The sequence below is a fragment of the Pseudomonas fluorescens genome (genome assembly GCF_902497745.1).
GTDB classification, from domain to species: Bacteria; Pseudomonadota; Gammaproteobacteria; order Pseudomonadales; family Pseudomonadaceae; genus Aquipseudomonas; species Aquipseudomonas fluorescens_BM.
Genome location: NZ_CABVHJ010000005.1, coordinates 55,480 through 81,013 on the forward strand (window position 1 = coordinate 55,480; position 25,534 = coordinate 81,013).

At 59.0% G+C, this 25,534-nt stretch carries 28 protein-coding genes; 11 read left to right on the top strand and 17 right to left on the bottom strand.

Annotated features, from left to right (window positions below; all coding sequences use genetic code 11):
- Positions 1–6 precede the first annotated feature (6 nt).
- Together F8N44_RS09250 and algW are read right to left on the bottom strand one after the other, a co-directional pair.
- A complete protein-coding gene (locus F8N44_RS09250) occupies positions 7–2,112 on the bottom strand; it encodes a TonB-dependent siderophore receptor (protein WP_150650094.1) in 2,106 nt (701 codons plus the stop codon).
- An 88-nt stretch (positions 2,113–2,200) separates the two neighbouring features.
- Complete coding sequence (gene algW, locus F8N44_RS09255) at positions 2,201–3,358, bottom strand: Do family serine endopeptidase AlgW (protein WP_038357545.1); 1,158 nt, start codon at positions 3,356–3,358, stop codon at positions 2,201–2,203.
- A 103-nt stretch (positions 3,359–3,461) separates the two neighbouring features.
- Here algW and F8N44_RS09260 point away from each other — a divergent pair, with 103 nt between their 5' ends.
- The 3 genes from F8N44_RS09260 (at position 3,462) to cysN (ending at position 7,298) form a co-directional block, all read left to right on the top strand.
- A complete protein-coding gene (locus tag F8N44_RS09260) occupies positions 3,462–4,220 on the top strand; it encodes a Nif3-like dinuclear metal center hexameric protein (RefSeq protein WP_150650095.1) in 759 nt (252 codons plus the stop codon).
- Positions 4,221–4,472: 252 nt separating this feature from the next.
- Positions 4,473–5,390, top strand: a complete 918-nt coding sequence (gene cysD / locus F8N44_RS09270; protein ID WP_150650096.1) for a sulfate adenylyltransferase subunit CysD — start codon at positions 4,473–4,475, stop codon at positions 5,388–5,390.
- A gap of 9 nt (positions 5,391–5,399) precedes the next feature.
- Positions 5,400–7,298, top strand: a complete 1,899-nt coding sequence (gene cysN / locus F8N44_RS09275) for a sulfate adenylyltransferase subunit CysN (protein WP_150650097.1) — start codon at positions 5,400–5,402, stop codon at positions 7,296–7,298.
- A 196-nt stretch (positions 7,299–7,494) separates the two neighbouring features.
- Here cysN and F8N44_RS09280 read toward each other — a convergent pair whose 3' ends face one another.
- Genes F8N44_RS09280 through F8N44_RS09290 form a run of 3 tightly spaced genes read right to left on the bottom strand, consistent with a single transcriptional unit; the run spans position 7,495 to position 10,887 of the window.
- A complete protein-coding gene (locus F8N44_RS09280) occupies positions 7,495–8,400 on the bottom strand; it encodes an acyltransferase (RefSeq protein WP_150650098.1) in 906 nt (301 codons plus the stop codon).
- Entirely contained in the window at positions 8,401–10,500 is a 2,100-nt protein-coding gene (pta, locus tag F8N44_RS09285) for a phosphate acetyltransferase (protein WP_150650099.1), read from the bottom strand.
- Between the two features lie 60 nt (positions 10,501–10,560).
- Positions 10,561–10,887, bottom strand: a complete 327-nt coding sequence (locus tag F8N44_RS09290; RefSeq protein ID WP_150650100.1) for a DUF3565 domain-containing protein — start codon at positions 10,885–10,887, stop codon at positions 10,561–10,563.
- On the opposite strand from F8N44_RS09290, the gene F8N44_RS09295 reads away from it, so the two are divergent.
- The 3 genes from F8N44_RS09295 (at position 10,856) to F8N44_RS09305 (ending at position 13,245) form a co-directional block, all read left to right on the top strand.
- On the top strand, positions 10,856–11,341 hold the full coding sequence (locus F8N44_RS09295; protein ID WP_007912368.1) for an FKBP-type peptidyl-prolyl cis-trans isomerase: 486 nt from the start codon (positions 10,856–10,858) through the stop codon (positions 11,339–11,341). The genes F8N44_RS09290 and F8N44_RS09295 overlap by 32 nt on opposite strands.
- A gap of 123 nt (positions 11,342–11,464) precedes the next feature.
- On the top strand, positions 11,465–11,947 hold the full coding sequence (locus F8N44_RS09300; protein WP_150650101.1) for a glutathione peroxidase: 483 nt from the start codon (positions 11,465–11,467) through the stop codon (positions 11,945–11,947).
- Positions 11,948–12,141: 194 nt separating this feature from the next.
- Positions 12,142–13,245: an NADH:flavin oxidoreductase gene (locus F8N44_RS09305; RefSeq protein ID WP_150650102.1), complete on the top strand. Its 1,104-nt coding sequence runs from the start codon at positions 12,142–12,144 to the stop codon at positions 13,243–13,245.
- Between the two features lie 136 nt (positions 13,246–13,381).
- On the opposite strand, the gene F8N44_RS09310 is transcribed toward F8N44_RS09305, so the two are convergent.
- The 3 genes from F8N44_RS09310 to cysZ all read right to left on the bottom strand — a co-directional run bounded on the left by F8N44_RS09310 (position 13,382) and on the right by cysZ (position 15,965).
- Positions 13,382–14,581 (bottom strand): glycosyltransferase family 4 protein, encoded by a 1,200-nt coding sequence (locus F8N44_RS09310; protein ID WP_150650103.1) that lies wholly within the window; start codon positions 14,579–14,581, stop codon positions 13,382–13,384.
- A 62-nt stretch (positions 14,582–14,643) separates the two neighbouring features.
- Complete coding sequence (locus F8N44_RS09315) at positions 14,644–15,090, bottom strand: hypothetical protein (RefSeq protein ID WP_150650104.1); 447 nt, start codon at positions 15,088–15,090, stop codon at positions 14,644–14,646.
- A gap of 122 nt (positions 15,091–15,212) precedes the next feature.
- On the bottom strand, positions 15,213–15,965 hold the full coding sequence (gene cysZ / locus F8N44_RS09320) for a sulfate transporter CysZ (protein ID WP_038357552.1): 753 nt from the start codon (positions 15,963–15,965) through the stop codon (positions 15,213–15,215).
- 310 nt (positions 15,966–16,275) lie between these two features.
- On the opposite strand from cysZ, the gene trxB reads away from it, so the two are divergent.
- The gene (gene trxB / locus F8N44_RS09330) at positions 16,276–17,238 is read left to right on the top strand and encodes a thioredoxin-disulfide reductase (RefSeq protein ID WP_007912350.1); all 963 of its coding nucleotides are present in this window, start codon (positions 16,276–16,278) and stop codon (positions 17,236–17,238) included.
- A 173-nt stretch (positions 17,239–17,411) separates the two neighbouring features.
- Here trxB and F8N44_RS09335 read toward each other — a convergent pair whose 3' ends face one another.
- The 6 genes from F8N44_RS09335 to F8N44_RS09360 form a co-directional block, all read right to left on the bottom strand.
- The gene (locus F8N44_RS09335; protein WP_127925855.1) at positions 17,412–17,750 is read right to left on the bottom strand and encodes a HopJ type III effector protein; all 339 of its coding nucleotides are present in this window, start codon (positions 17,748–17,750) and stop codon (positions 17,412–17,414) included.
- Positions 17,743–18,039 carry a DUF1244 domain-containing protein gene (locus tag F8N44_RS09340; protein WP_150650105.1) on the bottom strand — a complete coding sequence of 99 codons (297 nt, stop codon included), beginning with the start codon at positions 18,037–18,039 and terminating at the stop codon, positions 17,743–17,745. The genes F8N44_RS09335 and F8N44_RS09340 overlap by 8 nt, the downstream gene beginning before the upstream one ends.
- A 98-nt stretch (positions 18,040–18,137) precedes the next feature.
- Entirely contained in the window at positions 18,138–18,509 is a 372-nt protein-coding gene (gene folX, locus F8N44_RS09345) for a dihydroneopterin triphosphate 2'-epimerase (protein ID WP_007914273.1), read from the bottom strand.
- Entirely contained in the window at positions 18,510–19,070 is a 561-nt protein-coding gene (gene folE, locus F8N44_RS09350) for a GTP cyclohydrolase I FolE (RefSeq protein ID WP_127925857.1), read from the bottom strand.
- Positions 19,071–19,091: 21 nt separating this feature from the next.
- Entirely contained in the window at positions 19,092–19,802 is a 711-nt protein-coding gene (gene folM / locus F8N44_RS09355; RefSeq protein WP_150650106.1) for a dihydromonapterin reductase, read from the bottom strand.
- 175 nt (positions 19,803–19,977) lie between these two features.
- The gene (locus F8N44_RS09360) at positions 19,978–20,547 is read right to left on the bottom strand and encodes an antibiotic biosynthesis monooxygenase (protein ID WP_150650107.1); all 570 of its coding nucleotides are present in this window, start codon (positions 20,545–20,547) and stop codon (positions 19,978–19,980) included.
- A gap of 213 nt (positions 20,548–20,760) precedes the next feature.
- Between F8N44_RS09360 and F8N44_RS09365 the strand changes: the two genes are divergently transcribed.
- Positions 20,761–21,720 (top strand): MerR family transcriptional regulator, encoded by a 960-nt coding sequence (locus F8N44_RS09365; RefSeq protein WP_137219273.1) that lies wholly within the window; start codon positions 20,761–20,763, stop codon positions 21,718–21,720.
- A gap of 3 nt (positions 21,721–21,723) precedes the next feature.
- Here F8N44_RS09365 and F8N44_RS09370 read toward each other — a convergent pair whose 3' ends face one another.
- Together F8N44_RS09370 and F8N44_RS09375 are read right to left on the bottom strand one after the other, a co-directional pair.
- Entirely contained in the window at positions 21,724–22,329 is a 606-nt protein-coding gene (locus F8N44_RS09370) for a hypothetical protein (RefSeq protein WP_007914250.1), read from the bottom strand.
- 54 nt (positions 22,330–22,383) lie between these two features.
- On the bottom strand, positions 22,384–22,860 hold the full coding sequence (locus F8N44_RS09375; RefSeq protein WP_150650108.1) for a PAS domain-containing protein: 477 nt from the start codon (positions 22,858–22,860) through the stop codon (positions 22,384–22,386).
- Positions 22,861–23,014: 154 nt separating this feature from the next.
- Here F8N44_RS09375 and F8N44_RS09380 point away from each other — a divergent pair, with 154 nt between their 5' ends.
- On the top strand, positions 23,015–23,470 hold the full coding sequence (locus F8N44_RS09380; protein WP_127925863.1) for a flavodoxin: 456 nt from the start codon (positions 23,015–23,017) through the stop codon (positions 23,468–23,470).
- Here F8N44_RS09380 and F8N44_RS09385 read toward each other — a convergent pair.
- On the bottom strand, positions 23,460–24,347 hold the full coding sequence (locus F8N44_RS09385; RefSeq protein WP_150650109.1) for a LysR family transcriptional regulator: 888 nt from the start codon (positions 24,345–24,347) through the stop codon (positions 23,460–23,462). The two genes, F8N44_RS09380 and F8N44_RS09385, sit on opposite strands and share 11 nt — an antisense overlap.
- Positions 24,348–24,442: 95 nt before the next feature.
- Here F8N44_RS09385 and F8N44_RS09390 point away from each other — a divergent pair, with 95 nt between their 5' ends.
- The gene (locus F8N44_RS09390; RefSeq protein WP_137219275.1) at positions 24,443–24,829 is read left to right on the top strand and encodes a CidA/LrgA family protein; all 387 of its coding nucleotides are present in this window, start codon (positions 24,443–24,445) and stop codon (positions 24,827–24,829) included.
- On the top strand, positions 24,819–25,505 hold the full coding sequence (locus F8N44_RS09395; RefSeq protein WP_150650110.1) for an LrgB family protein: 687 nt from the start codon (positions 24,819–24,821) through the stop codon (positions 25,503–25,505). The genes F8N44_RS09390 and F8N44_RS09395 overlap by 11 nt, the downstream gene beginning before the upstream one ends.
- The last annotated feature ends 29 nt before the right edge of the window (positions 25,506–25,534 follow it).

Here is a 25,534-nt window from a genome sequence, read left to right on the forward strand (position 1 = left end):
GTCCTTTTACAGGTTGAGTGTCAGGCTGACGGTGAAATTGCGCGGCTCGCCGGGGTTGACCCAGTAGTTGCTGTAGGAGCGCTCGTAGTACTTCTCGTCGAAGAGGTTGTTCAGGTTCAGGCCGACGGTGACGTTGTCGCTGGCCTTGTAATGCGCGAGCAGGTCGACGGTCTGGTAGGCCGGTAATTCGAAGTCGCTGCCGGATTCCCCTGAGCGGTCGCCGACATAAGTGAACGCTGCGCCGACGTCCGAGCCGCGCAAATGACCATCCTGAAACTCATAAACCCCGAGCAGGCTGCCGCTGCGTTTGGCCACGCCGAGGATGCGGCTGCCGGTGGGAATCACTGCGTCGCCTTTGGTGACTTCTGCGTCGATGTAAGCGAAGGCACCGATGACGCGCACGGCATCGGTCACTTGCCCCGTCACTTGCAGATCGAAACCACGACTGCGCGCCTTGCCCATCGCGCGGCTGGTGTCGGTGGCCGGATCGAGGGCGAGGACGTTTTCCTTGTCGATGTGGAAGAAGGCGAGGGTGCTGCTCAGGCGTTCGTCGAACAACTCGTTCTTGATGCCGACTTCGTAACCGACGCCTTCTTCCGGGTCGAAGGATTTGCCTGAGGCGTCGAGGCCGTTATTCGGTTTGAACGAGGTTGAGGCGTTGGCGAACAGGCCGGTATCCGGTGTCAGTTGATAGAGCAGGCCGGCGCGCTGGGTGAGGGCGTCGTGGCGTTGCTTGCTCGTGGCGTTGCGACTGTGATCATCGATGTGCTGATCGAAATGCTCGAAGCGCGCACCGATCATCCCGCGCAGTTTGTCGGTGAAGATGATCTGATCCTGCAGGTTCAGTGCATGGCTTTCGACGTATTCGAAAGTGTCGGTACCCGAGCGTGCGCCGTTGGGTTTCGGCTGGCCGTAGATTGGCTTGTAGATGTCGATGGCGTAGGGGCCACCGGCAATGGTGGTGACTCGCTCATTCTTGCGAAAGTTTTCGTACTCGGTGCCGATCAGCAGTTCGTGCTGCCACGGGCCGAGATCGAACAGGCCGCGCAGCTCAAGCTGGGTAATGCTGTCGTGCCAGGTTGTGTCGCGCTCGCGATAGCGGCGGTTGACGGTGTGGCCATCGGCGTTCAACGGGCGGGATTCGGAGGCGTCACCCCAGAGTTTTCCTTCCTTGTAGTGGCTGGCCAGACGCAGCTTCCAGTTATCGTTGAGATGATGTTCGAGCGTCGCCTGAAGCAGATTGTTGTGGTTGTCGATGTTGCCGTCGTTGGGTTCACCGAGAAACGTCGAGCGCGAAACGCCGCTCCACTTGTTGTTTGGCGCGACGATACCGCGATCAAACGTGGAGTTGTGACGGACGATCTCGCTTTCCACCAACAGCGACGTGTCCGGGTTCAATTGCCAACTGATCGAAGGCGCGACGAACACACGCTTGCTATCGACGTGATCGCGGAAGCTGTTGTTGTCTTCGACCGCAAGGTTGATCCGCGAGAGCACATCGCCCTGTTCGTCGAGCGGTGTGTTGACGTCCAGTGCGGTGCGATAGCGATCCCAACTGCCGGCGCTGGTTTGCAACGTGGTGAAGGCTTCGGGCTGCGGTTTCTTGGTGACGATGTTCACTGTGCCGCCGGGGTCGCCACGGCCGTACAGACTGGCGGCGGGGCCTTTAAGCACTTCGATGCGTTCGATATTGGCTGCATCCGGCGTGCTCGGATAGCCGCGATTGGCGCTGAAACCGTCCTTGTAGAACTCGGACGTGGTGAAGCCGCGCACGCTGTATTCGTAAAGCGTCAGGCCGCCGAAGTTGTTCTGCTTCGACACGCCACCGGCGAAATCCAGCGCGCGCTCGACACTGCTGCTGCCCAGATCCTTGAGCACGCTGGCGGGCACCACGCTGATCGCTTGCGGGATATCACGGATCGCGGTGTCGGTTTTGGTCGCGCTGGACGAACGTGTGGCGCGATAGCCTTTGATCGGCCCGGTTGGCGATTCGTAGTCGGATATGACGCTAATGGCGTCGAGTTCGAGGGGTTTGGGTTCTTCGGCGAAGGCAGGATCGACCAGCAAACCCAGGCTCAGGCCGAGCAGGGAGGCCTTTGTTCGAGACGACATGTTATGTTGTTCCAATTATTAGAATTGAAACAATATAACATGCCTGTTGAGAATGTCTTTTATTCGCGCAGTAAGCGCGAAGAAAGTTTTATTCTTCTTTTTCTTTCACCGGCGCCGGTGGCGGACGCAGGCCGATTTCAGCGGTGAGCTTCAGCTCTTTGCCGTTGCGCATCACCTGGATCGTCACTTTGTCAGTCGGTTTGATCCGCGCGACCTGGTTCATCGAACGACGGCCATCGCCGGCCGGCTCGCCATCGATGCTCAGAATCACGTCGCCCAATTGCAGGCCGGCCTTCTGCGCCGGGCCATCGCGGAAGATCCCCGCCACGACAATCCCCGGACGCCCGGACAGACCAAACGACTCAGCCAATTCCTGGGTCAGCGGCTGCACTTCAATGCCCAGCCAGCCACGAATCACCTGACCGTGTTCGATGATCGACTTCATCACTTCCATCGCCAGTTTCACCGGAATGGCAAAACCGATGCCCTGCGAACCGCCGGACTTGGAGAAGATTGCCGTGTTGATGCCGGTCAGGTTGCCGTTGGCATCGACCAGCGCGCCACCGGAGTTGCCCGGGTTGATCGCCGCGTCGGTCTGGATGAAGTCTTCGTAGTTGTTCAGGCCCAACTGATTACGCCCGGTGGCGCTGATGATGCCCATGGTCACGGTCTGGCCGACGCCAAACGGGTTGCCGATGGCCAGTGCGACGTCGCCGATGCGGATGTTGTCGGAGCGCCCGACGGTGATCGCCGGCAGGGTTTTCAGATCGATCTTCAACACCGCGAGGTCGGTTTCCGGATCGCTGCCGATGACGCGGGCGAGGGTTTCGCGGCCATCCTTCAGGGCGACCACAATCTGATCCGCGCCGCTGGTTACGTGGTTGTTGGTCAGAATGTAGCCTTCCGGGCTCATGATCACGCCGGAACCGAGGCTCGATTCCATGCGTTTCTGCTTCGGCGAGTTATCACCAAAGAAGCGGCGGAACTGCGGATCCTCAAACAACGGATGCGCCGGTTTGTTGATGACTTTGGTGGTGTACAGGTTGACCACCGAAGGTGCGGCGATGGTCACCGCATCGGCATAGGACACCGGGCCCTGCTGCACGCTGGTGGTTTGCGGGGCCTGTTGCAGGTTGACGTCGAGGCTCGGCAGCCCGACCCACTGCGGGTAACGCTGAATAATCAACAGAGCGATAAGCACACCGGCCAATAACGGCCAGCCGAAAAAACGCAGCGCCTTGAGCATTAAGCACGTCCTGGAAAAGTTGCAGGCGGGGTCAGACCGCCCATAATGTCGCGCATTATACGAGGCCGCGCGTGCCTCTGAACGGGATATTTAGGAGTCTTTCATGGCCGTTGCCCTCAGCACCCTCGTCGAAGAAGCCGACCGTTACCTTGGCAGTGCGAAAATTGCCGATTATTGCCCCAATGGCTTGCAGGTCGAGGGGCGTCCGCAGGTGATGCGCATTGTCAGCGGCGTCACGGCCAGCCAGGCGTTGCTGGACGCTGCCGTTGAGGCCGGGGCCGATCTGGTGCTGGTGCATCACGGCTACTTCTGGAAGGGTGAGAACCCGTGCGTTACCGGCATGAAGCAGCGCCGATTGAAGACCTTGCTCAAGCACGATATCAGTCTGCTTGCCTATCACTTGCCGTTGGATCTGCACCCGGATGTCGGTAATAACGTGCAGCTTGCTCGCCAATTGGACATCACCGTCGAAGGCCCGCTGGATTCGGACAATCTGAAAATCGTCGGTCTGGTCGGTTCTTTGAAAGAGCCGATGACCGCACGCGATTTCGCCCGCAAGGTGCAGGAAGTCATGGGGCGCGAACCGTTGCTGATCGAAGGTAATCCGATGATTCGTCGGGTCGGCTGGTGCACCGGCGGCGGTCAGGGTTATATCGATCAGGCCGTCGCGGCGGGTGTCGATCTGTACCTGAGCGGTGAAGCGTCCGAGCAGACCTTCCACAGCGCCCGCGAGAACGACATCAGCTTCATCGCCGCCGGCCACCACGCGACCGAGCGCTACGGCGTACAGGCGCTGGGCGACTACCTCGCGAAACGCTTCGCCGTCGAACACATCTTCATCGATTGCCCGAATCCGATCTGAAAACTACCGCAAATCCCTGTGGGAGCGAGCTTGCTCGCGAAGAGGCCGTATCAGTCGCCATCATTGTTGAATGGCACACCGCTTTCGCGAGCAAGCTCGCTCCCACATTGGTCCCCATCGGCCGAACTGGCAGGCATATTCATATACCCTTTCGATCTAGTTGGCGTCCTGATTAGAAGAGGCCGCTGTGCTAGGATTTCTCGCTCGAACACGGCCCGCTGGCCGTTCATAAGAAAGTTTTCGTGAGTAGCCATGGTCGACAAACTGACGCATCTGAAACAGCTGGAGGCGGAAAGCATCCACATCATCCGCGAGGTGGCCGCCGAGTTCGATAACCCGGTGATGCTGTACTCCATCGGTAAAGACTCCGCCGTGATGCTGCACCTGGCACGCAAGGCGTTCTTCCCGGGCAAACTGCCGTTTCCGGTGATGCACGTCGACACCCGCTGGAAATTCCAGGAGATGTACAAGTTCCGCGACAAGATGGTCGAAGAACTGGGCCTGAACCTGATCACCCATATCAACCCCGATGGCGTGGCGCAGAACATCAACCCGTTCACCCACGGCAGCGCCAAGCACACCGACATCATGAAAACCGAAGGCCTGAAACAGGCACTCGACAAGCATGGTTTCGACGCTGCATTCGGCGGCGCCCGTCGCGATGAAGAGAAATCTCGCGCCAAAGAGCGCGTGTACTCGTTCCGCGACAGCAAGCACCGTTGGGACCCGAAAAACCAGCGCCCGGAGCTGTGGAACGTCTACAACGGCAAGGTCAACAAGGGCGAATCCATCCGCGTATTCCCTCTGTCGAACTGGACCGAACTGGACATCTGGCAGTACATCTACCTCGAAGGCATCCCGATTGTGCCGCTGTACTTCGCCGCTGAACGCGAAGTGATCGAGAAGAACGGCACGCTGATCATGATCGACGACGAGCGCATCCTCGAGCACCTGTCCGATGAGGACAAGGCACGCATCGTCAAAAAGAAAGTGCGTTTCCGTACCCTTGGCTGCTACCCGTTGACGGGCGCGGTGGAGTCCGAGGCCGAAAGCCTCACGGACATCATTCAGGAAATGCTCCTGACGCGAACTTCCGAGCGCCAGGGCCGTGTCATCGACCACGATGGCGCCGGCTCGATGGAAGACAAAAAACGTCAAGGCTATTTCTAAGGGGCTGTCATGTCGCATGTTTCTGATTTGATCAGCGAGGACATCCTCGCCTACTTGGGCCAGCACGAACGTAAAGAACTGCTGCGCTTTTTGACCTGCGGTAACGTCGATGACGGCAAGAGCACCCTGATCGGGCGCCTGCTGCACGACTCGAAAATGATCTACGAAGATCACCTCGAAGCGATCACTCGCGACTCAAAGAAAGTTGGCACCACCGGTGACGATATCGACCTGGCATTGCTGGTCGACGGCCTCCAGGCCGAGCGTGAGCAGGGCATCACCATCGATGTCGCCTACCGCTATTTCTCCACCGCCAAACGCAAGTTCATCATCGCCGACACCCCCGGCCATGAGCAGTACACCCGCAACATGGCCACCGGTGCGTCCACCTGTGATCTGGCGATCATTCTGGTCGACGCACGTTACGGCGTGCAGACCCAGACCCGTCGCCACAGCTTTATCGCCTCGCTGCTGGGGATCAAACACATCGTTGTCGCCATCAACAAGATGGACTTGAAGGGCTTCGATGAAGGCGTGTTCGAGTCGATCAAGGCCGACTACCTGAAGTTCGCCGAAGGCTTGAAGATGAAGCCGACCAGCATGCACTTCGTGCCGATGTCTGCCCTCAAAGGCGACAACGTGGTCAACAAGTCCGAGCGCTCGCCTTGGTACAAAGGCCAGTCGCTGATGGAAATCCTCGAGACTGTGGAAGTCGCGGGCGATCGCAACTTCACCGATCTGCGTTTCCCGGTGCAGTACGTCAACCGTCCGAACCTGAACTTCCGTGGTTTCGCCGGCACGCTGGCCAGCGGCATCGTGCATAAAGGCGACGAAGTGGTGGTGCTGCCGTCGGGCAAAAGCAGCCGGGTGAAATCCATCGTCACTTTCGAAGGTGAGCTGGAACACGCCGGTCCAGGTCAGGCAGTCACGCTGACCATGGAAGACGAAATCGACATCTCTCGTGGCGACCTGTTGGTGCATGCCGACAACGTCCCACCGGTCACCGACAGCTTCGAGGCGATGCTGGTGTGGATGGCTGAAGAGCCGATGCTGCCGGGCAAGAAATACGATATCAAACGTGCCACCAGTTACGTGCCGGGCTCGATTGCCAGCATCGTCAATAAGGTCGACGTCAACACCCTTGAAGAAGGCCCGGCGAGCGCGTTGCAGCTCAACGAAATCGGCAAGGTGAAGATCGCGCTCGATGCGCCGATCGCCCTCGACGGTTACGAAAGCAACCGCACAACCGGCGCTTTCATCATCATCGACCGTTTGACCAACGGCACTGTTGGCGCCGGCATGATCGTCGCGCAGCCTGTGTCGCATGGCACCGCCACGCACCACGGCAAACTGGCGCACGTGGCCACGGAAGAACGCGCTCAGCGCTTCGGTCAGCAACCGGCCACCGTGTTGTTCAGCGGTCTGTCCGGCGCAGGCAAAAGCACGCTGGCTTATGCGGTCGAGCGCAAGCTGTTCGACCTGGGCCGTGCGGTGTTTGTGCTGGATGGCCAGAACCTGCGTCACGACCTCAACAAAGGTCTGCCACAGGATCGCGCCGGGCGTACCGAAAACTGGCGTCGTGCCGCGCACGTCGCGCGTCAGTTCAACGAAGCCGGCCTGCTGACCCTGGCGGCGTTCGTTGCACCGAGTGCTGAAGGACGCGAGCAGGCCAAGGAACTGATCGGCAAGGATCGTCTGCTGACGGTCTACGTGCAGGCCTCGCCGGCCGTGTGCGCCGAGCGTGATCCGCAAGGTCTGTATGCCGCCGCTGGCGACAACATCCCGGGCGAATCCTTCCCGTACGACGTGCCGCTGAATGCCGATCTGGTGATCGACACACAGACGCTGAGTCTGGAAGAAAGCGTCAAGCAAGTGCTGGATCTGCTGCGTCAGCGTGGCGCGATCTAAGCACTGAAGCAGCGACAAGCTTCCAGTTTCAAGCTGCAAAAAAAGCCCGCCGATGAGTGATTATCGGCGGGCTTTTTTATTCGGGCATAAGGCGATCAAAACTGTGGGAGCGAGCCTGCTCGCGAAAGCGTTATCTCATTCAACATCTTTGCAAGCTGATCCACCGCTTTCGCGAGCAGGCTCGCTCCCACAGGGGTTATTGGTGATCGGGATACTCGCGGTGCATCTGTTCCAGCAGCGCATCCTTGTCCAGCCATAGCTGGTTGATCCAGCCCTGAAACTGCAGGCGATACTCGCCGTCCTGATCGTAATTCTTGCCAATGAACTGCTGCGGAATCTTCAGCTCTTCAAAGTGCACCACCACGTCGCGCACATTGCCGCAGAGCAAATCCCAGAACCCCGGACGCCCGGCCGGGTAGTGGATGGTCACGTTGACGATCGATTCTAGCTGCTCACCCATCGCATCCAGCACAAAGGCAATGCCACCCGCTTTGGGCTTGAGCAGGTATTTGAACGGTGACTGCTGCTGCGAATGCTTGCCTTCGGTGAAGCGCGTGCCCTCGACGAAGTTGAAAATCCCCACCGGGTTATTGCGAAACTTCGCGCAGGTTTTGCGCGTGGTTTCCAGGTCTTTGCCTTTCTTCTCCGGGTGCTTGGCCAGGTACGCCTTTGAGTAACGCTTCATGAACGGGAAGCCCAGCGCCCACCACGCCAGCCCGATCACTGGCACCCAGATCAGCTCCTGCTTGAGGAAGAATTTCAGAGGCTGAATCCGGCGGTTGAGCACGTATTGCAGGACCAGAATATCGACCCAGCTTTGGTGGTTACTGGTGATCAGATACGAGTGCTGATAGTCGAGGCCTTGCAGGCCGCTGATGTGCCAGCGCGTGCGGCGCACCAGGTTCATCCAGCCTTTGTTGTTGCTGATCCACGCTTCATGGGTGTGGCTCATCAGCCAACCGGCAATGCGCTGGGTAAAGGCAAACGGCAGGGCCTTGACCAACGCCACACAAAACAGAAACGAGCAGAGCAGAATCGTGTTGAGTGCCAACAGCAGCGAGGCAATCACGCCGCGCAACGGTGCAGGGAGAAAATCCAGCATTTACACATCCATAGGTCGGTTGGCGGCTTGAATCGCGGTGAGGGCGATGGTGTAGACGATGTCATCGACTTGCGCGCCGCGCGGCAAGTCATTCACCGGTTTACGCAGGCCTTGCAGCATCGGCCCGAGGCTGACGCAGTCGGCGCTGCGTTGCACTGCTTTGTGCGTGGTGTTGCCGGTGTTCAGATCGGGGAAGACGAACACCGTGGCGCGACCAGCCACCTGACTGTTCGGCGCCAGTTGCCGGGCGACTTCGGCGTTGGCCGCGGCGTCGTATTGCAGCGGACCGTCGATCAGTAGCGAATGCTGTTGCTCGTGGGCGAGGAGGGTGGCCTCGCGGACTTTCTCGACTTCTTCGCCGGTCGCCGATTCGCCGCTGGAGTAACTGATCATCGCCACGCGCGGGGTGATGCCGAACGCTGCGGCCGAGTCGGCGCTTTGCAGGGCAATCTCGGCCAGTTCGGTGGCGCTTGGGTGCGGGTTCATCACGCAGTCGCCGTAGACCAGCACTTCCTCCGGGAACAGCATAAAAAACACCGACGACACCAGCGTGCAGCCCGGCGCGGTCTTGATCAGTTGCAGAGCCGGGCGGATGGTATTGGCGGTGGTGTTGATCACGCCGGAGACCAGGCCGTCGACTTCATCCAGCGCCAGCATCATGGTGCCGATCACCACGGTGTCTTCCAGTTGCTGCTCGGCCATCGGTGCATTGAGGCTTTTGGTTTTGCGCAGGGCGACCATCGGCTCGACGTAGCGCTCGCGGATCAGGTCGGGATCAAGAATCTCCAGGCCCGGCGGCAACGTGATGCCTTGTGCGCGGGCCACGGCTTCGACGTCCTCCGGTTTGGCCAGCAACACACAACGGGCAATCCCGCGCTCCTGACAGATCGCCGCCGCTTGCACAGTGAACGGCTCGCTGCCTTCGGGCAGGACGATGCGCTTGTTCGCCGCTTGCGCACGCTGGATCAACTGATAGCGGAACACCGCCGGCGACAGGCGCATTTCCCGAGGCGTGCCGCAGCGCTGGTGCAGCCACTTGGCATCGAGATGGCTGGCGACGAAGTCAGTGATGATCTCCGCACGTTCGCGATCGTCGATCGGAATTTCCTTGTTCAAGCCGTTGAGCAGGTTGGCCGTGTCATACGAGCCGGTGCTCACCGACAGCACCGGCAAACCGGCCTGTAACGCGCCACGACACAGATCCATGATGCGCGGGTCGGGCAGGGTGTCGCTGGTCAGCAGCAGGCCGGCCAGCGGCACGCCGTTGATCGCCGCGAGGCTGACGGCGAGGATGATGTCGTCGCGATCACCCGGCGTCACCACCAACACGCCGGGCTTGAGCAGCTCGACGGTGTTGCGCATGGTTCGCGCGCAGATAATGATTTTGGTCATGCGCCGGGTTTCGTAATCACCGGCGTTGAGCACTTGCGCGCCCATCAGGTCGGCGACGTCGCGGGTGCGCGGCGCATTCAGTTCCGGTTGAAAAGGGATGCAGCCGAGGAGGCGGAAATCCCCGCTGCGCAGCAATGGCGAATGCTCCTTCAGACGCGTGGCGAAGGCGTCCATGCTTTCGTCGGTTTTGACCTTGTTGAGGATGACGCCGAGGACCTTCGGGTCTTTCGGGCCACCGAATAATTGCGCCTGCAATTCGACGCGGCCGGAGAGTTCGGCGAGCACTTCGTTTTCCGGCGCGGAGACCAGAATCACTTCGGCATCGAGACTCTTGGCCAAGTGCAGGTTGACCCGCGCGGCGTAGCTGGCGCTGCGGGTCGGCACCATGCCTTCGACGACCAGCACGTCTTTGCCGATGGCCGCTTGCTGATAGAGGGCGATGATTTCTTCGAGCAGCTCATCGAGCTGACCATCGCCGAGCATCCGCTCGACGTGGGCCAGGCCCAATGGTTGCGGCGGTTTCAGACCGTGGGTGCGCGCCACCAGTTCGGTGGAACGCTCAGGGCCGGTGTCGCCCGGGTGCGGCTGCGCGATCGGTTTGAAGAAACCGACTTTCAGCCCGGCGCGTTCAAGCGTGCGCACCAGCCCGAGGCTGATGGAGGTCAGACCCACGCCAAAATCGGTGGGTGCGATAAAAAAAGTTTGCATGCGAATTCTCTAAAGTTGCATGGCAATGGCGGCGATCTATACGTGACCGCCTACCGAAATTCAGTCGCCAAGGTTATCGCTAACCGAGCCTTGTGCGCACCAACCGCAGGCAAAGGGTTGGCCTATTTTTTCAATACGTTGCGCCGGGTCCAGCACCCAGGCGCGCGATTGCCACGGCGGCTGGTGACGCAGATGTTGGGTATGGCCACAGGAAAGCTCGACCACCCAATGACTGTCCTCGTCCTGATGGAAGCCTGCGATCGTCGAAACCCGTTTGTCCGGGTTGTGTTCGCTTTCGCGCGATTGCTTCGCTAAACTTGGCCTTTCTATATTCTTATGCAAAAGGTCTCGCCCCATGCTGATCGCCGCCAATAAGGCTGTCTCCATCGACTATACCCTGACCAACGACGCTGGTGAGGTCATCGACAGCTCCGCCGGCGGCGCTCCGCTGGTCTACCTGCAAGGCGCAGGCAACATCATCCCGGGCCTGGAAAAAGCTCTGGAAGGCAAAGCTGTTGGTGATGAGCTGGAAGTTTCCGTTGAACCGGAAGACGCTTACGGCGAATACGCTGCTGAGCTGGTCAGCACCCTGAGCCGCAGCATGTTCGAAGGCGTTGACGAGCTGGAAGTCGGCATGCAGTTCCACGCTTCGGCGCCGGACGGCCAGATGCAAATCGTCACCATCCGTGACCTCGACGGCGACGACGTGACTGTCGACGGCAACCACCCACTGGCCGGTCAGCGCCTGAACTTCAAAGTGAAGATCGTTGACATCCGTGACGCCAGCCAGGAAGAAATCGCTCATGGCCACGTCCATGGCGAAGGTGGCCATCACCACTGATTTTCTGCGCTAAGCTTCGAGTACTGGAGAGGCGCCTGCGGGCGCCTTTTTAGTCCGCGGCTGTCCTTGGTGACCTCGCCAAGTGGCTGTTTCGAGTAGAACACGGGAATCTTGGAGTTCGTCATGAGTGCTTTTCACGACCTTAAGTTGACAGCCCTGGATGGTCAGGAGCTACCGCTGGCGCCGTTCAAGGGCCAAGTCGTGCTGGTGGTCAACGTCGCCTCCAAATGCGGCTTGACCCCACAGTACGCGGCGCTGGAAAACCTCCATCAGCAATTCAAAGGCAAAGGCTTCAGCGTGCTGGGCCTGCCGTGCAACCAGTTTGCCGGCCAGGAGCCTGGTACTGAAAAGGAAATTCAGGATTTCTGCAGTCTCAACTATGGCGTGACGTTTCCGTTGTCGAGCAAGCTCGAAGTCAACGGTCACGAGCGGCATCAGCTTTACCGTCTGCTGGCGGGCGAGGGCGCAGAGTTCCCCGGTGACATCACCTGGAATTTCGAGAAATTCCTGCTCGGCAAGGATGGTCGGGTGCTGGCCCGGTTCTCGCCGCGCACGGCGCCGGATGATCCGAGCATTGTTCATGCGATTGAAAAAGCGCTGAGCTGAAACAGCAAGATCAAAAGATCGCAGCCTTCGGCAACTCCTACAGGTGACCTCAAATCCCGTGTAGGAGCTGCCGGAAGCTGCGATCTTTTGCTTTGCGTCTTTTAATCCTTAATCACCCAAATCAATAGTGCTGTTCAAAGGGTTCGCACCTCCATATTATCGCCGTCATAAAGCCTTCTCTGTGGAGCCCTTCGATGCCCGTTCAAGCCTTGTTCAAACCGTTCCACCTCGGTGCCCTCGAACTGCCGACCCGCGTGGTCATGGCACCGATGACTCGCTCGTTCTCCCCGGGCGGCGTACCGAATTCGAAAGTCATTGAGTACTACCGTCGTCGCGCGGCGGCCGGTGTCGGCCTGATCATCACCGAAGGCACCACCGTCGGCCACATCGCCTCCAACGGCTACCCGAACGTGCCGCAGTTCTTTGGTGACGCGCCATTGGCTGGCTGGAAAAAAGTTGTCGACGCTGTTCACGCTGAAGGCGGCAAGATCGTTCCGCAGCTCTGGCACGTGGGCAGCGTACGCCGCATTGGCACCGAACCGGACGCCAGCGTGCCGGGTTACGGCCCGTCGGAAAAACTCAAGGACGGTCAGGTCGTGGTGCACGGCATGACCAAACAAGACATTCAGGACGTGATCGCCGCATTCGCTCAAGCGGCCAAAGATGCACAAAGTATCGGCATGGACGGCGTGGAAATCCACGGCGCCCACGGTTACCTGATCGACCAGTTCTTCTGGGAAGGCAGCAACCAGCGTACCGACGAATACGGCGGCAGCCTGGCCAACCGTTCGCGTTTCGCCATCGAACTGATTCAAGCCGTCCGTGCGGCCGTAGGCGAAGGCTTCCCGATCATCTTCCGTTTTTCGCAATGGAAGCAGCAGGATTACACCGCGCGTCTGGTGCAAACCCCGCAAGCGCTGGGCGAATTCCTCAAGCCGCTGTCTGACGCCGGCGTGGATATTTTCCACTGCTCGACGCGACGTTTCTGGGAACCGGAGTTCGACGGTTCCGAGCTGAACCTGGCGGGCTGGACGCGCAAGCTCACCGGCAAGCCGACCATCACTGTCGGCAGCGTCGGGCTGGATGGTGAGTTCTTACAGTTCATGGTCAACACCGACAAGGTCGCGCAACCGGCCAGTCTGGAGAACCTGCTGGAGCGCTTGAACAAAGAGGAGTTCGATCTGGTGGCGGTGGGGCGTGCGCTGCTGGTTGATCCGGACTGGGCGCAGAAAGTCCGCGAAGGGCGTGAGCAGGATATTCTGCCGTTCAGCCGTGAGGCGTTGATGACGCTGGTTTAAGCAGCGCGTTCACTGGCCCCTTCGCGAGCAGGCTCGCTCCCACAGGTTTCTCTGCTGTTCACAAAATGTGTGTTCACTGAAGATCCCCTGTGGGAGCGAGCGTGCTCGCGAAAGCGGTTCTAAGGTCAGCAAAGATTCAAGGCAATGTTTGCGCATTCGGGACAACCAACTCCCCCACACAAGCCCCGCGCAAATGCTTTTCAAACTGCTCGATAACCGCCGGCCAGCCCTGGCGACTCGCATGCTGCCGCGCATTCAGGCGCACACAACGCAGCCGCTCATCCTCTTCCAGTAACCACGCCGCCGCCTCGCAAAAGGCCTGCTCATCACCCGGCATCGCCAACACGCCGTTGTAGCCATGGCGAATATGTTGCGCCGCCGCTGCCTGATCGTAAGCCACCACACCCAATCCCGAAGCCAATGCTTCGAGCACCACGTTGCCGAAGGTTTCCGTCAGGCTCGGAAACAGAAATACATCGCCTGACGCGTAGTGCGCCGCCAACGCCTCACCGCGCTGTGCACCGCAGAAGATTGCCTCGGGCAATTCCTTTTCCAGCGCGAGCCGTTGCGGCCCGTCACCGACCACGATCAGTTTCAGATTACGCTGTGGATAAGTCTCGCGCAGGGTTGCAAAGCTGCGCTTGAGCAGGCCCAGGTTTTTCTCCGGAGCCAAACGTCCTACGTGAATCACGGCAACGTCGCGCTCGCTCAGTCCCCATTGCTCACGCAAGGCATTCAGCCGTTTGCTCGGATGAAACAGCTGGCTGTCGACACCGCGCGACAACAGCGCCAAACGCTCGAAGTGGCGCCGCTCCAGTTCCAGGCGTTGGCTGACACTCGGCACTAGGGTCATGGCCGAGCGATTGTGAAACCAACGCAGATAATGTGTGAGCATTCGGGTCAGCAGACCGAGCCCGTATTGACTGGTGTATTGCTGAAAGTTGGTGTGAAACCCGCTGACCACCGAAATCCCCAAGCGCCGCGCCGCCCGCAGCGCCGACAACCCGAGCGGGCCTTCCGTGGCGATGTACAGCACATCCGGGCGCTGACGTTTCCAGCGCCGCAGCAGTTTGTGCATCGACGACTGACCCCATTGCAACCCCGGATAGCCCGGTAGCGGCCAGCCCCGGCACAGCAGCAGCGCATCGTCTTCACTGTGTTGCGGATCGCCCGCCTGACGCGGGCGCACCAGTTCCACTTGGTGGCCGCGCGCGCGCAGCCCATCGCACAAGCGGCCAAGGGTATTGGCCACCCCGTTGATTTCCGGTGGGAAGGTTTCGCTGATCAGGGTGATGTGTAGAGCTGTCGTCATGACCTCAGTGTCGGCTGAGGCCATGTCGTGCTTGTGACGTTCGGATGATGGATTTGTGACTGCATCCATCGTCGAGTATTTCTGCGTTATTTGGCCGTGATAAAAAGAATGTTTCCAGCAAAGAACGCGAGCAATGTTCCAATAATGTAGAAAACCGTACTTGTGGTTTTCAAGTCCCTAATTTTGGCGAACCCAACGACTCCGTGCAGCATGTTCAGAGAAAACAGCGTAAGTGCTGTGATAAGTAAAACACCGCCGCCGGCGTAATGTGTAAACGTGTCGAAGAAAGTGACGTTGGGAAGTTTGAATGCTTTCACGCCCGCCCAGAGAACGACACCACAAATTACATAGTTTCGAATGTGGTCAAAAATCCATTTGAGGGTTACGTCCTTGGTTTCAAGGTGCACCAAATGAAGAATCAAGCTATTCAGATCCAGCTTGTTTTGAGGTTCGGCAAGGAGTTTCGTAGGAAATCCTTTCTTTTCTACCGTCTGTGCAGGTTCAGGTTGATCAGTGTTCTGCTTATTTTCCATCGCTGTGCGTGCTCCCTTTTACCCCGGTCAAAATGAGTTTAATGCTGCTGCGACGGGGTAGAAGGGATGATATCAAAATGATGGCTGTTTCGCGGTGATGTTCGGTTTGTAGTTCGTCCCAGTCATCGCTGCGTGACGAGGTTCTCAGCACCACGCTCACGCACCCAGAACAACGTTGCCCCGGCCACAGCCGCCGGCATCATCAGGATGTTGACCACCGGAATCAGCAACACCAGATAGACGATTCCGCCAAAACTCATGCTCTGCCAGCGCTTCTGCCGCAGCCAGGCGAGCATTTCGTTCCAGCCCAGTTTGTGGTTGTCCGCCGGGTAGTCGATGTACTGGATCGCCATCATCCACACGCCGAACAACAACCACAGCGGTGCGGCAATGATGTTCACCACCGGGATGAACGAGAGGATGAACAGGCCGATGGCGCGCGGCAGGAAGTAGCCCAGTTTGCGCATTTCCCGTGCCAGGGTGCGCGGGACCATTGCGATCAGCTCGCCCCAGCTGAACGCCGGGAAATCATCAGTGCCGCGCACCACCACTTCGACCTTTTCAGCGAGGAAGCCGTTGAACGGTGCGGCGATCACGTTGGCGAGCATGGTGAAGGTGAAAAACACCATCAATGCCACCAGCACCACAAACAGCGGCCAGAGTACGTAGCTGAGGAAACTCAGCCATTCGGGCAACGACGGCATCAGCGTATCGACCCACAGGCTGAACTGGTGGCCGGCCAGATAGATCAATCCGACGAACAGCACCAGATTGATCGCCAGCGGCAATAACACGAACAGGCGCAAGCCTGGGCTCAAGACCAGTTTGAGGCCTTCGCGCAGGTATTGCGGGCCGGACAGAACAGGGGCGGGCATAAGGTGCTCCGAGCAAGGGAAAACGCGCCGACCTTACCGACTTTGCACCGGGGGCGAAAGCGCGGCAGAGCGATCGACATTCACTGTAACAAAGACGTCCATCTCGTCAGTGTGTCGGCATAGAGACCACCTATGAGCTGGATTGTTAAACCGTATTTCCTTAATCTTGCCCCCCTCGATACGCTGCACCCAACTTTTTACAGGACTGTCGAGCTCAAGCCTTCCCCAAGGTTTTCCACGGTCCTTTTTTATTCCCGCCGGCATTGCGGCGATCCGGGCCTGTTTATCGCCCGGTCAACAGGAGCAGGTCATGTCTGAAGTCCGTCATTCGCGAGTGATTATTCTCGGTTCCGGCCCTGCCGGTTACAGCGCTGCGGTATACGCGGCCCGCGCCAACCTCAAGCCACTGCTGATCACCGGCATGCAGGCTGGCGGTCAACTGACCACCACCACTGAAGTCGACAACTGGCCGGGCGATGTCCACGGTCTGACCGGTCCGGCATTGATGGAGCGCATGCGCGAGCACGCCGAGCGTTTTGAAACCGAGATCGTATTCGATCACATCAACGCTGTGGATTTCGCTGCCAAGCCTTACACCCTGACCGGCGACAGCGCGACCTACACCTGCGACGCCCTGATCATCGCCACCGGCGCCAGCGCTCGTTACCTGGGTCTGCCGTCGGAAGAAGCGTTCATGGGCAAAGGCGTTTCGGCCTGTGCGACCTGCGACGGTTTCTTCTACCGCAACAAACCTGTTGCAGTGGTCGGCGGCGGCAACACTGCAGTTGAAGAAGCGCTGTATCTGGCCAACATCGCCAGCACCGTGACCCTGATCCACCGTCGCGAAACCTTCCGCGCCGAGAAGATCCTGATCGACAAACTCAACGCTCGCGTGGCCGAAGGCAAGATCATCCTCAAGTTGAACGCCAACCTCGACGAAGTCCTGGGCGACAACATGGGCGTGACCGGTGCGCGTCTGAAGAACAACGACGGCAGCTTCGACGAAATTACCGTCGACGGCGTGTTCATCGCCATCGGCCACACCCCGAACACTTCGCTGTTCGAAGGTCAGCTGACTTTGAAAGACGGTTATCTGGTGGTGCACGGCGGCCGTGAAGGCAACGCGACTGCAACCAGCGTCGAAGGCATCTTCGCTGCCGGTGACGTGGCTGACCACGTTTACCGCCAGGCCATCACCTCGGCCGGCGCCGGTTGCATGGCGGCACTCGACACCGAGCGTTACCTGGATGGTTTGCAGAACGCTTCGTTCTAAATCGCAGACATAAAAAAACCGGCCAGATTGGCCGGTTTTTTTGTGCCCGCAGTTTCAGCTACGCCGGATGCCCCTGTGGGAGCGAGCTTGCTCGCGAAAGCGGCTTACCAGTCGACAACAATGTTGAATGTCAGTCCGTATTCGCGAGCAGGGATTGTGTTTGGATAGAGGAATCAGCGGCGAGTCAGTGGCTGGGCAGTGAACTTCACGCCGGCCAGACCGTGCTGGATCAACGCACGGATATTGCCGTGATCACTGCCCTCAGGGGTCGCGACCACCGAACGATAATGTTCGCCGAACGCCAACAGAGCTTCCTCATCGCTCAGACCTTCCAGCAGCGCCAGACCCAAGGTCTTGCACGAACCTTCGTTCTGCCCGGCGGCACTTTCCACGCCACCGTTGTTGAACGCCTGCGGTTGATAATCGTAGCCAGCGGCGATGAAGGCCAGGGTGCCGGCGAAAGCGTGTTCGCCGCTGTTGAGGCTGGCGCGCAGGGTGTTGAGGTCACTCATGGGGTTTTCCTTTGGCGAACGCTGCTTGCTGTTCAGCGTTGGCTTCTTGCTGAAATTGAGCTTTCCACTCGGCGTACGGCATGCCGTAAACCACTTCACGGGCGTCGTCGAGGCTGACCTCGATCTGGCGCTCGTCAGCTTCGGCCTTGTACCACTTCGACAGGCAGTTGCGGCAGAACCCGGCAAGGTTCATCAGGTCGATGTTCTGTACGTCCTTGCGGTTGTCCAGGTGGGCGACCAGCCGGCGGAAGGCGGCGGCTTCGAGTTCGAGGCGTTGTTGATCAGTCATGGGAGTCTCTGCAAGACAGCTTTGAGCGGCAAGCTTCAAGCTGCAAGATTGGATCGGGTCGGCCGTAAGCTTACCGCTTGCAGCTCGATGCTTGAAGCTCAGCGGCTCGCCGCGAGCGTGATCGACACCGATTCGGCAAAACGCAGTGCGTGCGGCTTGTCGACTTCGACTTCGGCGTACAGCACCGAGCCGTTGCTCATTACCAGATCGAGCAGCTCCTGAGTCAGGCGTTCGAGCAGTGCAAAGCGGTTGCCCTCGACGTGGGCGATGATCGCTTTGGTGATCGTGCGGTAGTTCAGCGCGTGGTCGATGTCGTTGTCACGCACCGCTTCCTGCGCGGCGTACAGAATGGTCAGGTTGATCAGCACATCCTGTTTGTTGAGGATCTCGTCCTCGTTGATCCCGATAAAGGTGCGCAAGCGCAGATCCTTGACCCGGATGCGCGCCATTCCCGGTTGTAGTTGTGGCATTTACTTGCTCCGTCCAATCAATTGCAGGAACTCCTGACGGGTGTTGCTCGACTCGCGGAACGCGCCGAGCATGACCGAGGTGTTCATGGTCGAATTCTGTTTCTCGACACCGCGCATCATCATGCACATGTGCCTCGCCTCGATAACCACGGCGACGCCGGCGGCTTCGGTGACCTGTTGCACCGCATCGGCGATTTGCCGGGTGAGGTTTTCCTGAATCTGCAGGCGCCGGGCGAACATGTCCACCAGTCGCGCGATCTTCGACAGACCCAGTACTTTGCCCGTCGGAATATAAGCCACATGGGCCTTGCCGATGAAGGGCAACAGGTGATGTTCGCACAACGAGTACAACTCGATGTCGGCGACGATGATCATTTCGTCGCTGTCGGAGGCAAACAGCGCGCCATTGACGATCTCGTCGACGCTCTGTTCGTAACCGTGACACAGGTATTGCATGGCCTTGGCCGCGCGCAGCGGGGTGTCGAGCAATCCTTCACGATCGGGATCTTCACCAAGGCCGATGAGGATTTCGCGGTAATTCTCGGGCAGTGAGCGGGCCATGGAAATCCTCGCAGACAGGCATTATTTGATGTGCCGTCCGCCGTTGACGGTCAGGGTCGTACCGGTGACATAAGGGTTGTCGAGCAGGTAGCGCAGGCTCTGATAGATCACTTCACTGCCGGGTTCGATGCCCAGCGCGGATTTGGCCAGGGCCTTGGCGCGGTACGCCGCGTCGTCGTCGGGATTGAACAATAGCAGGGCTGGTGCGATGCCGTTGACCTTGATCGCCGGCGCATAGCGAGCGGCAAAGGACAGGGTCAGGCTGTCGAGCCCGGCCTTGCTGGCGCAATAACCGATGTGCTTGCTGCTGCCTTTGCGCGTGACATCGTCGCTGACATGGATGATGTCGGCGGGCGTCGAGCGCTGCAGCAATTCGCCACAGTGCAGATTGATCAGATACGGCGCGAGCATGTGCAGGTTGAACATACGCGTGAACGCTTCGGCTTCGTTGTCCGGGGTTTCGGCCAGCCACTCGGAGGCGTTGTGCACGATAGCGCGCAGGCGGTCGGTGTGGGTTTTCAGTTCGTTGATGAAGGCGAGAATCCCGGCTTCGCTGGAGAAGTCTGCGAACAGGCCGACGGCGCCCAGATCTCGTAGCGTCTGTACGCCGGGGCGTTCGCTGCGGTAGGTGAAGATGACGCGATAGCCGTCCTCGAGTAACCGCTGCGCGCAATGCAGGCCGACACGCTGGCCAGCACCGGTGATGAGGATCGGGGCGGAGGAATCAGGCATGAACGGCTCGCATTGCGGTGGGAGCAAAAACTATAACAGCGACATGGCTTGCCCACCTATCGTCGGCTGTCCCCATTACTGTGGGAGCGAGCCTGCTCGCGAAAGCGGTGTCTCAGTCGACATCAATGTTGAAGTTCAGTCCGTATTCGCGAGCAGGCTCGCTCCCACACAGAGATCATCGATTCTGTGCAGAAGACGTCACTGGCACCGGGCGCACCGGCGTGCTGTTCAGCCAGTTCGCCAGCAACCGCGTTGATAGCGGAATAAAGAAGTAAACCATCAGCGGCGTCAGGCACGCCGTGCTGATCAACACACGCGGCAACAAACTCATGTCAGCGAGCAACGGCCCGAGGAGAAAGTTGAACAGCAACGACACCGGAAAGAACGCCAGCCAGATTGCCACAGCCTGCTTCCACCGCGGTGGACGCTGACCGGCTGCGCCGAACCAGCCTTCGATGCCGCTGACCCGGTGCTCTTTCGGGTGGGCGAACAGGTCGCTGCCACGATCCAGCCACGCCGTGCGCGAAGCCGAATGCTCCCACGCATGCAGCGTCTGTTCATCGACGAAACGGAAAATGATTTGAAACTCGTTATCACCGGGGGGCGGAGCGAGTACGCCAGAGCCGAGATAACCGGGAAAGTCAGTGGCCAGTTGTTCGCCTTCGCGCAGCCAGGCGATCAAATCCTGATAACGGCCGTCGGCGACGCGACGGGCAACCATCAGCGTGACGGGGGAAGTAGACATTTTGTATCTCCGTATTTCGAGTGCGTCACTCCGGGTAGGAATTTCGCCTGACGCAAAGCCGGGGTAGAGGCCTGCGTTTTTCTACAAGCAAGGATTATTCCGGTTTTTCACGATTAAACCAGCGACTTTCGTCGCATTTCATCACTTGAATCCCATTGGGGCATAAGCGTTAGAATGGGATCCAATTGAACCGACATGGAAGTTGAACGCCATATGCCTGTCATCACGGACGCAAGCCCCGCATCGCAGGCATCTGTCGCGCTCGAGCGCGCCGATCTGTTCCCTATTCGTGAGGTCGCACGCCTGACCGGTGTCAACCCGGTGACCTTGCGTGCCTGGGAGCGGCGCTATGGTTTGATTCAGCCAACGCGCACCGAAAGCGGGCACCGGCTCTATTCGATGACCGATATCGAGCGCGTGCGCAGCATCGTCGACTGGATTGATCGCGGTGTCGCCGTGAGCAAGGTCGGCAAGATCCTCGCCAAGACCGAGCCGATGAAAGTGCTGGCGCACATTATCCCCGATGATCTGGTGCAGGCCGATTACCTGCAGTGGCAGGAGCAGATTCAACAGGCGGTCAGTGCATTTGATGATCAGCAACTGGACCGCGTCTATGGGCAGATTTTCTCTTCTTACGCACTGCCCGTGGTATTTCAGGACATCCTCATGCCGCTGTGGCTGCAATTGTTGCAGCGCCAGGAGGCTTTCGGGCAAACCAGCGAGTGGCTGTTCTTCGATGGATTTCTGCGGGCGCGGGTGTTGCAGCGGATTGTCATGCTCCGCGGCACGCAACCGCGTCGAGTGATCGTCAGTGCGCTGGCCGGGCAATGTCGGGAGCTGGAATTGCTGGTGGCTGCGCTGTTTCTCAGCGATAGCAATGCCGGTGTCAGGGTGTTGACCACGGGGCAGCCGTTCGATGAGTTGACGCTGGTCTGCGAAAAGATCAAACCTGATGCACTCGTGCTGTTTTCCAATCACGCGCCTAGCGCCGAACTGCCACGACGTCTGAACCGGTTGGCGTTGAGCCTCGATTGTCAGTTGATGCTGGCCGGCGATGCTTCAGATCTGGCGCAGGACAGTCTGGCCGGCTCCTCTGTTGCATGTCTTGGAAACGAAGGGGCGAGCATGCGTCAGCGCATGCTGCAGTTTCTTGCAGGGAATCTTGATACCTGAAACTCAGGTGTGAAGGGCAGGATGCGTCAGGCGATGTTGCTGCAGGATGAACTGACGCAGGCGTTCGGTTTCGTCGGTGTCGGTCTGGCTCAACTCGTAGGCGTAGAACCCGCTTTCGGTTTCACGTTCGAAATTACCGCGCAATGAAATCCGCTCGTAACCCGAAGGGCTGAACCACAGCGCGAAATGCTTGGGTGGTTTGGTCTTGTTGCGCACTTCCAGCAGTACACCTTTGTGCGAAACCTCGTGCACCCACAACATGCCCGGCTGGCCTTTGGCGTTTTCCAGGGCTACTGGCTCTTCGAGAGTCAACCGCCATGGCCGCACCATCGGGCCGTCTTCATAAATGCTCGGCACGCCGAGGCGCAGATGCAACGCGTGAAACTCGTCTTCCACCAGATGCAACGGGAAGGTCATCTGCTGGTTTTCGAAGTTGGCCTGAATGGTCACTTGCTCGTGAGCGGCCAGGCGCGTGAGCAAATCGCGGATCTGCGAACCGCCGTTAACCAGCAGACTCGACGTCGCATCCCGCACGTTCAGTTGCGGGTTGTGCTGCATGGTCTGGATGAAATCCAGCTCATCCTGAGTGAGGAGGGCGTCGCGCTGCATGGCTAACTCAAAAGATATAGTTACAAAGTTATTGGTGATTGTAGTTAATGACAATTAGTTCGCGATTTTGTTTTGACCGTTTGTCGTTTTCACCGCAGCCAGTTCAGCTTCGAGGGCCGCGACCTGGGCTTCCAGCTGTGCCACACGCTGCTGAGCCTTGACCTGAACAGTCACGTCTTTTTGTACGCCGACGAAATAAGTCTGACCGTCGTCGGCGTTTTTCACCGTTGAAAGCGACAGCTCATTCCAGAACGGCGTGCCATCCTTGCGATAGTTACGCAGGATTTCCCGGCACGATCCGCCGTCGCGCAACGTGTCCCGAATCAGTTCCAGACTCTCCTGGTCGCGGTCCCCGGACTGCAGGAAACGGCAGTCCTGATAGAGGATTTCTTCGCTGGTGTAGCCGGTCAGACGTTCAAAGGCCGGATTTACATAAATCAGGATGTTGTCCTGCTCACCTTCTTTTTCGGCGACCACGATGCCGTCGTTCGACGCGTTGATCACCATTTGCAGCAGACTGGCGTTGATCATCTTTGAATCCTTTCAAGAGTTGTCAGTGGCTCGCATTCTAGAAGAACCGTAGGCGCTGTCTACTGGCCATTATCGCCAGTTGAGATTCAATCGCAGCTCTGCGTTGGAGGCTGTTACTATCGCCGCTCTTTTTTTCAGTTTCAGGATCAGATTGATGAAAGTCGCCATCCTCTCCGGTTCGGTCTACGGCACCGCCGAAGAAGTCGCCCGTCACGCCCAGAACCTGTTGAAAGCCGCGGGCTTTGAAACCTTCTACAACTCGCGCGCGAGCCTCGCCGACATTCAGGCGTTCGGCCCCGAAGCATTGCTCGCAGTGACCTCGACCACCGGCATGGGCGAATTGCCCGACAACCTGCAACCGCTGTATTCGGCGATTCGCGACCAGTTGCCAGCGGCATTGCTCGGTTTGCCGGGCGCAGTGATTGCCTTGGGCGACGCCAGTTATGGCGACACCTTCTGCGGTGGCGGTGAGCAAATGCGTGAGCTTTTCGGCGAACTGGGTGTACGCGAAGTACTAGACATGCTGCGCATCGACGCCAGCGAAAGCGTCACTCCGGAAACCGATGCCGAGCCTTGGCTGGCGCAGTTGATCGACGCGCTCAAGGGCTGATCGGCCGTTCGCGCAGCAAGTCCAGCCACGCCTGCGCCGCTTTCGACAAGTATGCGCCCCGGCGCCAGATGAACGCGATGTCCCAGCGCAGATAATCCGGCGCACGCAAGGCCAGGCGTACCACGCCTGGCCGCACCAGCCCGCGTGCGACCACGCTGGGCAACAGCACCACGCCTTGCCCGGCGGCGACCAGCGCCGCAAGAAAATCTGCCTGACCGCTGCGTCCGCCTTCCTTCGGCGTGAAACCCAGTTGCTGACATGCCTGCAGCAAGCGGTCATTGAGCACGAAACTGCGTTGATAGAGCAGAAAGGGCGTCTCGGCCAATTCCTCCAATCCAATCTCGCCCCGATCGGCCAGAGGATGATCCACCGGCAGTAGGGCGTCGAGTTGTTCATCGCAAAACGGCTGCCAGTCGAATTGTGGATCCTTGGGCAACAGACTGCCGCCCAATTCCAGTTCACCGCTCAGCACGGCTTGCTCGACATTGCGGCTGCCGCCCTCAAGCAACTGAATGCTGATATTCGGATAGCGCCGCCGGTATTCGGCAAAAAGTCCGGCGAACAGCGCGTCACTGCCCAGCAGTGGCAGGCCGAGACGTAACTCTCCACGCGCCAGATGACTGAGGTCGTCCAGTTCAACCAACAGCTCGTTGCATAAACGCAGCATCGCTTCAGCGCGTTGCAGTACCACGCTGCCAGCGGCGGTCAGGCGCAACTGCGAACCGAGCCGTTCGAGCAACGGCGTGCCGAGGCTCTGCTCCAGTTGTGCGATTTGTTTACTGACCGCGGACTGGCTGATGTGCAGGGTTTTTGCGGCTTGAGTGAAACCGCCCTGGTGCATGACTTCGACAAAACTGCGCAGCTGTTTGAATTCCATTGCCTGATTCCATTTTGGAATGGTGTTGAGTCTAACAATTCGCTTCGGCGATGGCAGGCCGCTTCGTAAAATAGGCCCCTGTCAGGAGCACAATCATGAACGCCGCCCGTCTCAAACACTTTTTCCGTCTCTTTGTCGAACTCGCCGTGTTACTCGGTCTCTACCTGCTCGGCTGCCAACTCGCCGCATGGCTCGCCTGGCCGATTCCCGGCGGCGTGATCGGCATGGCGCTGTTGCTGTTGGCCTTCGCTTTCGGCTGGGTCAAACCGGCGGCGCTGCAATTGGGCGCGGGTTTACTGATGGCCGAGATGCTGCTGTTTTTCATTCCGGCTTTGATGAGCTTGCTCGACTACGGCGCGTTGCTGCGCAATGACGGCTGGCGAATTTTGCTGGTGATCGCGGCCAGCACTTTGATGGTGATGCTGGTGACTGCGTTCACCGTGGAACTGGCCGTGCGTGCGAGGCGTTCCCATGAAGCTTGAATGGATGCCGATGTTCTGGCTCGCCTTCACCTTGTTGGCGTATTTGTTCAGCCGCTGGATTTATCGGCGTACCGGCCGCTACGTGTTGTCACCGCTAATTCTGGTCCCGGCGCTGTTGCTGGCGCTCGCCGTGCCGCTGCACACCGCGTATGCCGAGTATTCGAGCAACACCCACTGGTTGCTGTTGGTGCTGGGGCCGGTGACCGTCGCCTTCGCCGTACCGATCTGGCAGCAACGCCGATTGTTGATGCGGCACTGGTCGGCGCTGATGCTGGGCATGGTTGCCGGCAGTGCGGCATCGATTGGTACGTCGTTCGGTCTGGCCAAAGCATTGGCGTTGGACAGTTCGGTGACAATGTCACTGGTGCCACGCTCGATCACCACACCGTTCGCCATGCCGCTGGCGCAGAATCTGGGTGGCGTACCGGAGTTGACGGCGGTTTTCGTAATGTTCACCGGCGTGTTCGGTGCGATGCTCGGCGGCGTGCTGTTGAAGTGGTTGCCGTTGCGCAGTGCCTTGGCGCGCGGGGCGCTGTTCGGGGTTGGCGCGCACGGTGCCGGCGTCAGTCGCGCCCATGAAGTGGGTGGCGAAGAGGGCTCTGTCGCCGGGCTGGTGATGGTATTGACCGGCTTGCTCAATCTGTTTGCCGCACCTTTGTTGGCGTCGTTGCTTTGACATGGATCCAAGCTGTTTGCATGACTGAC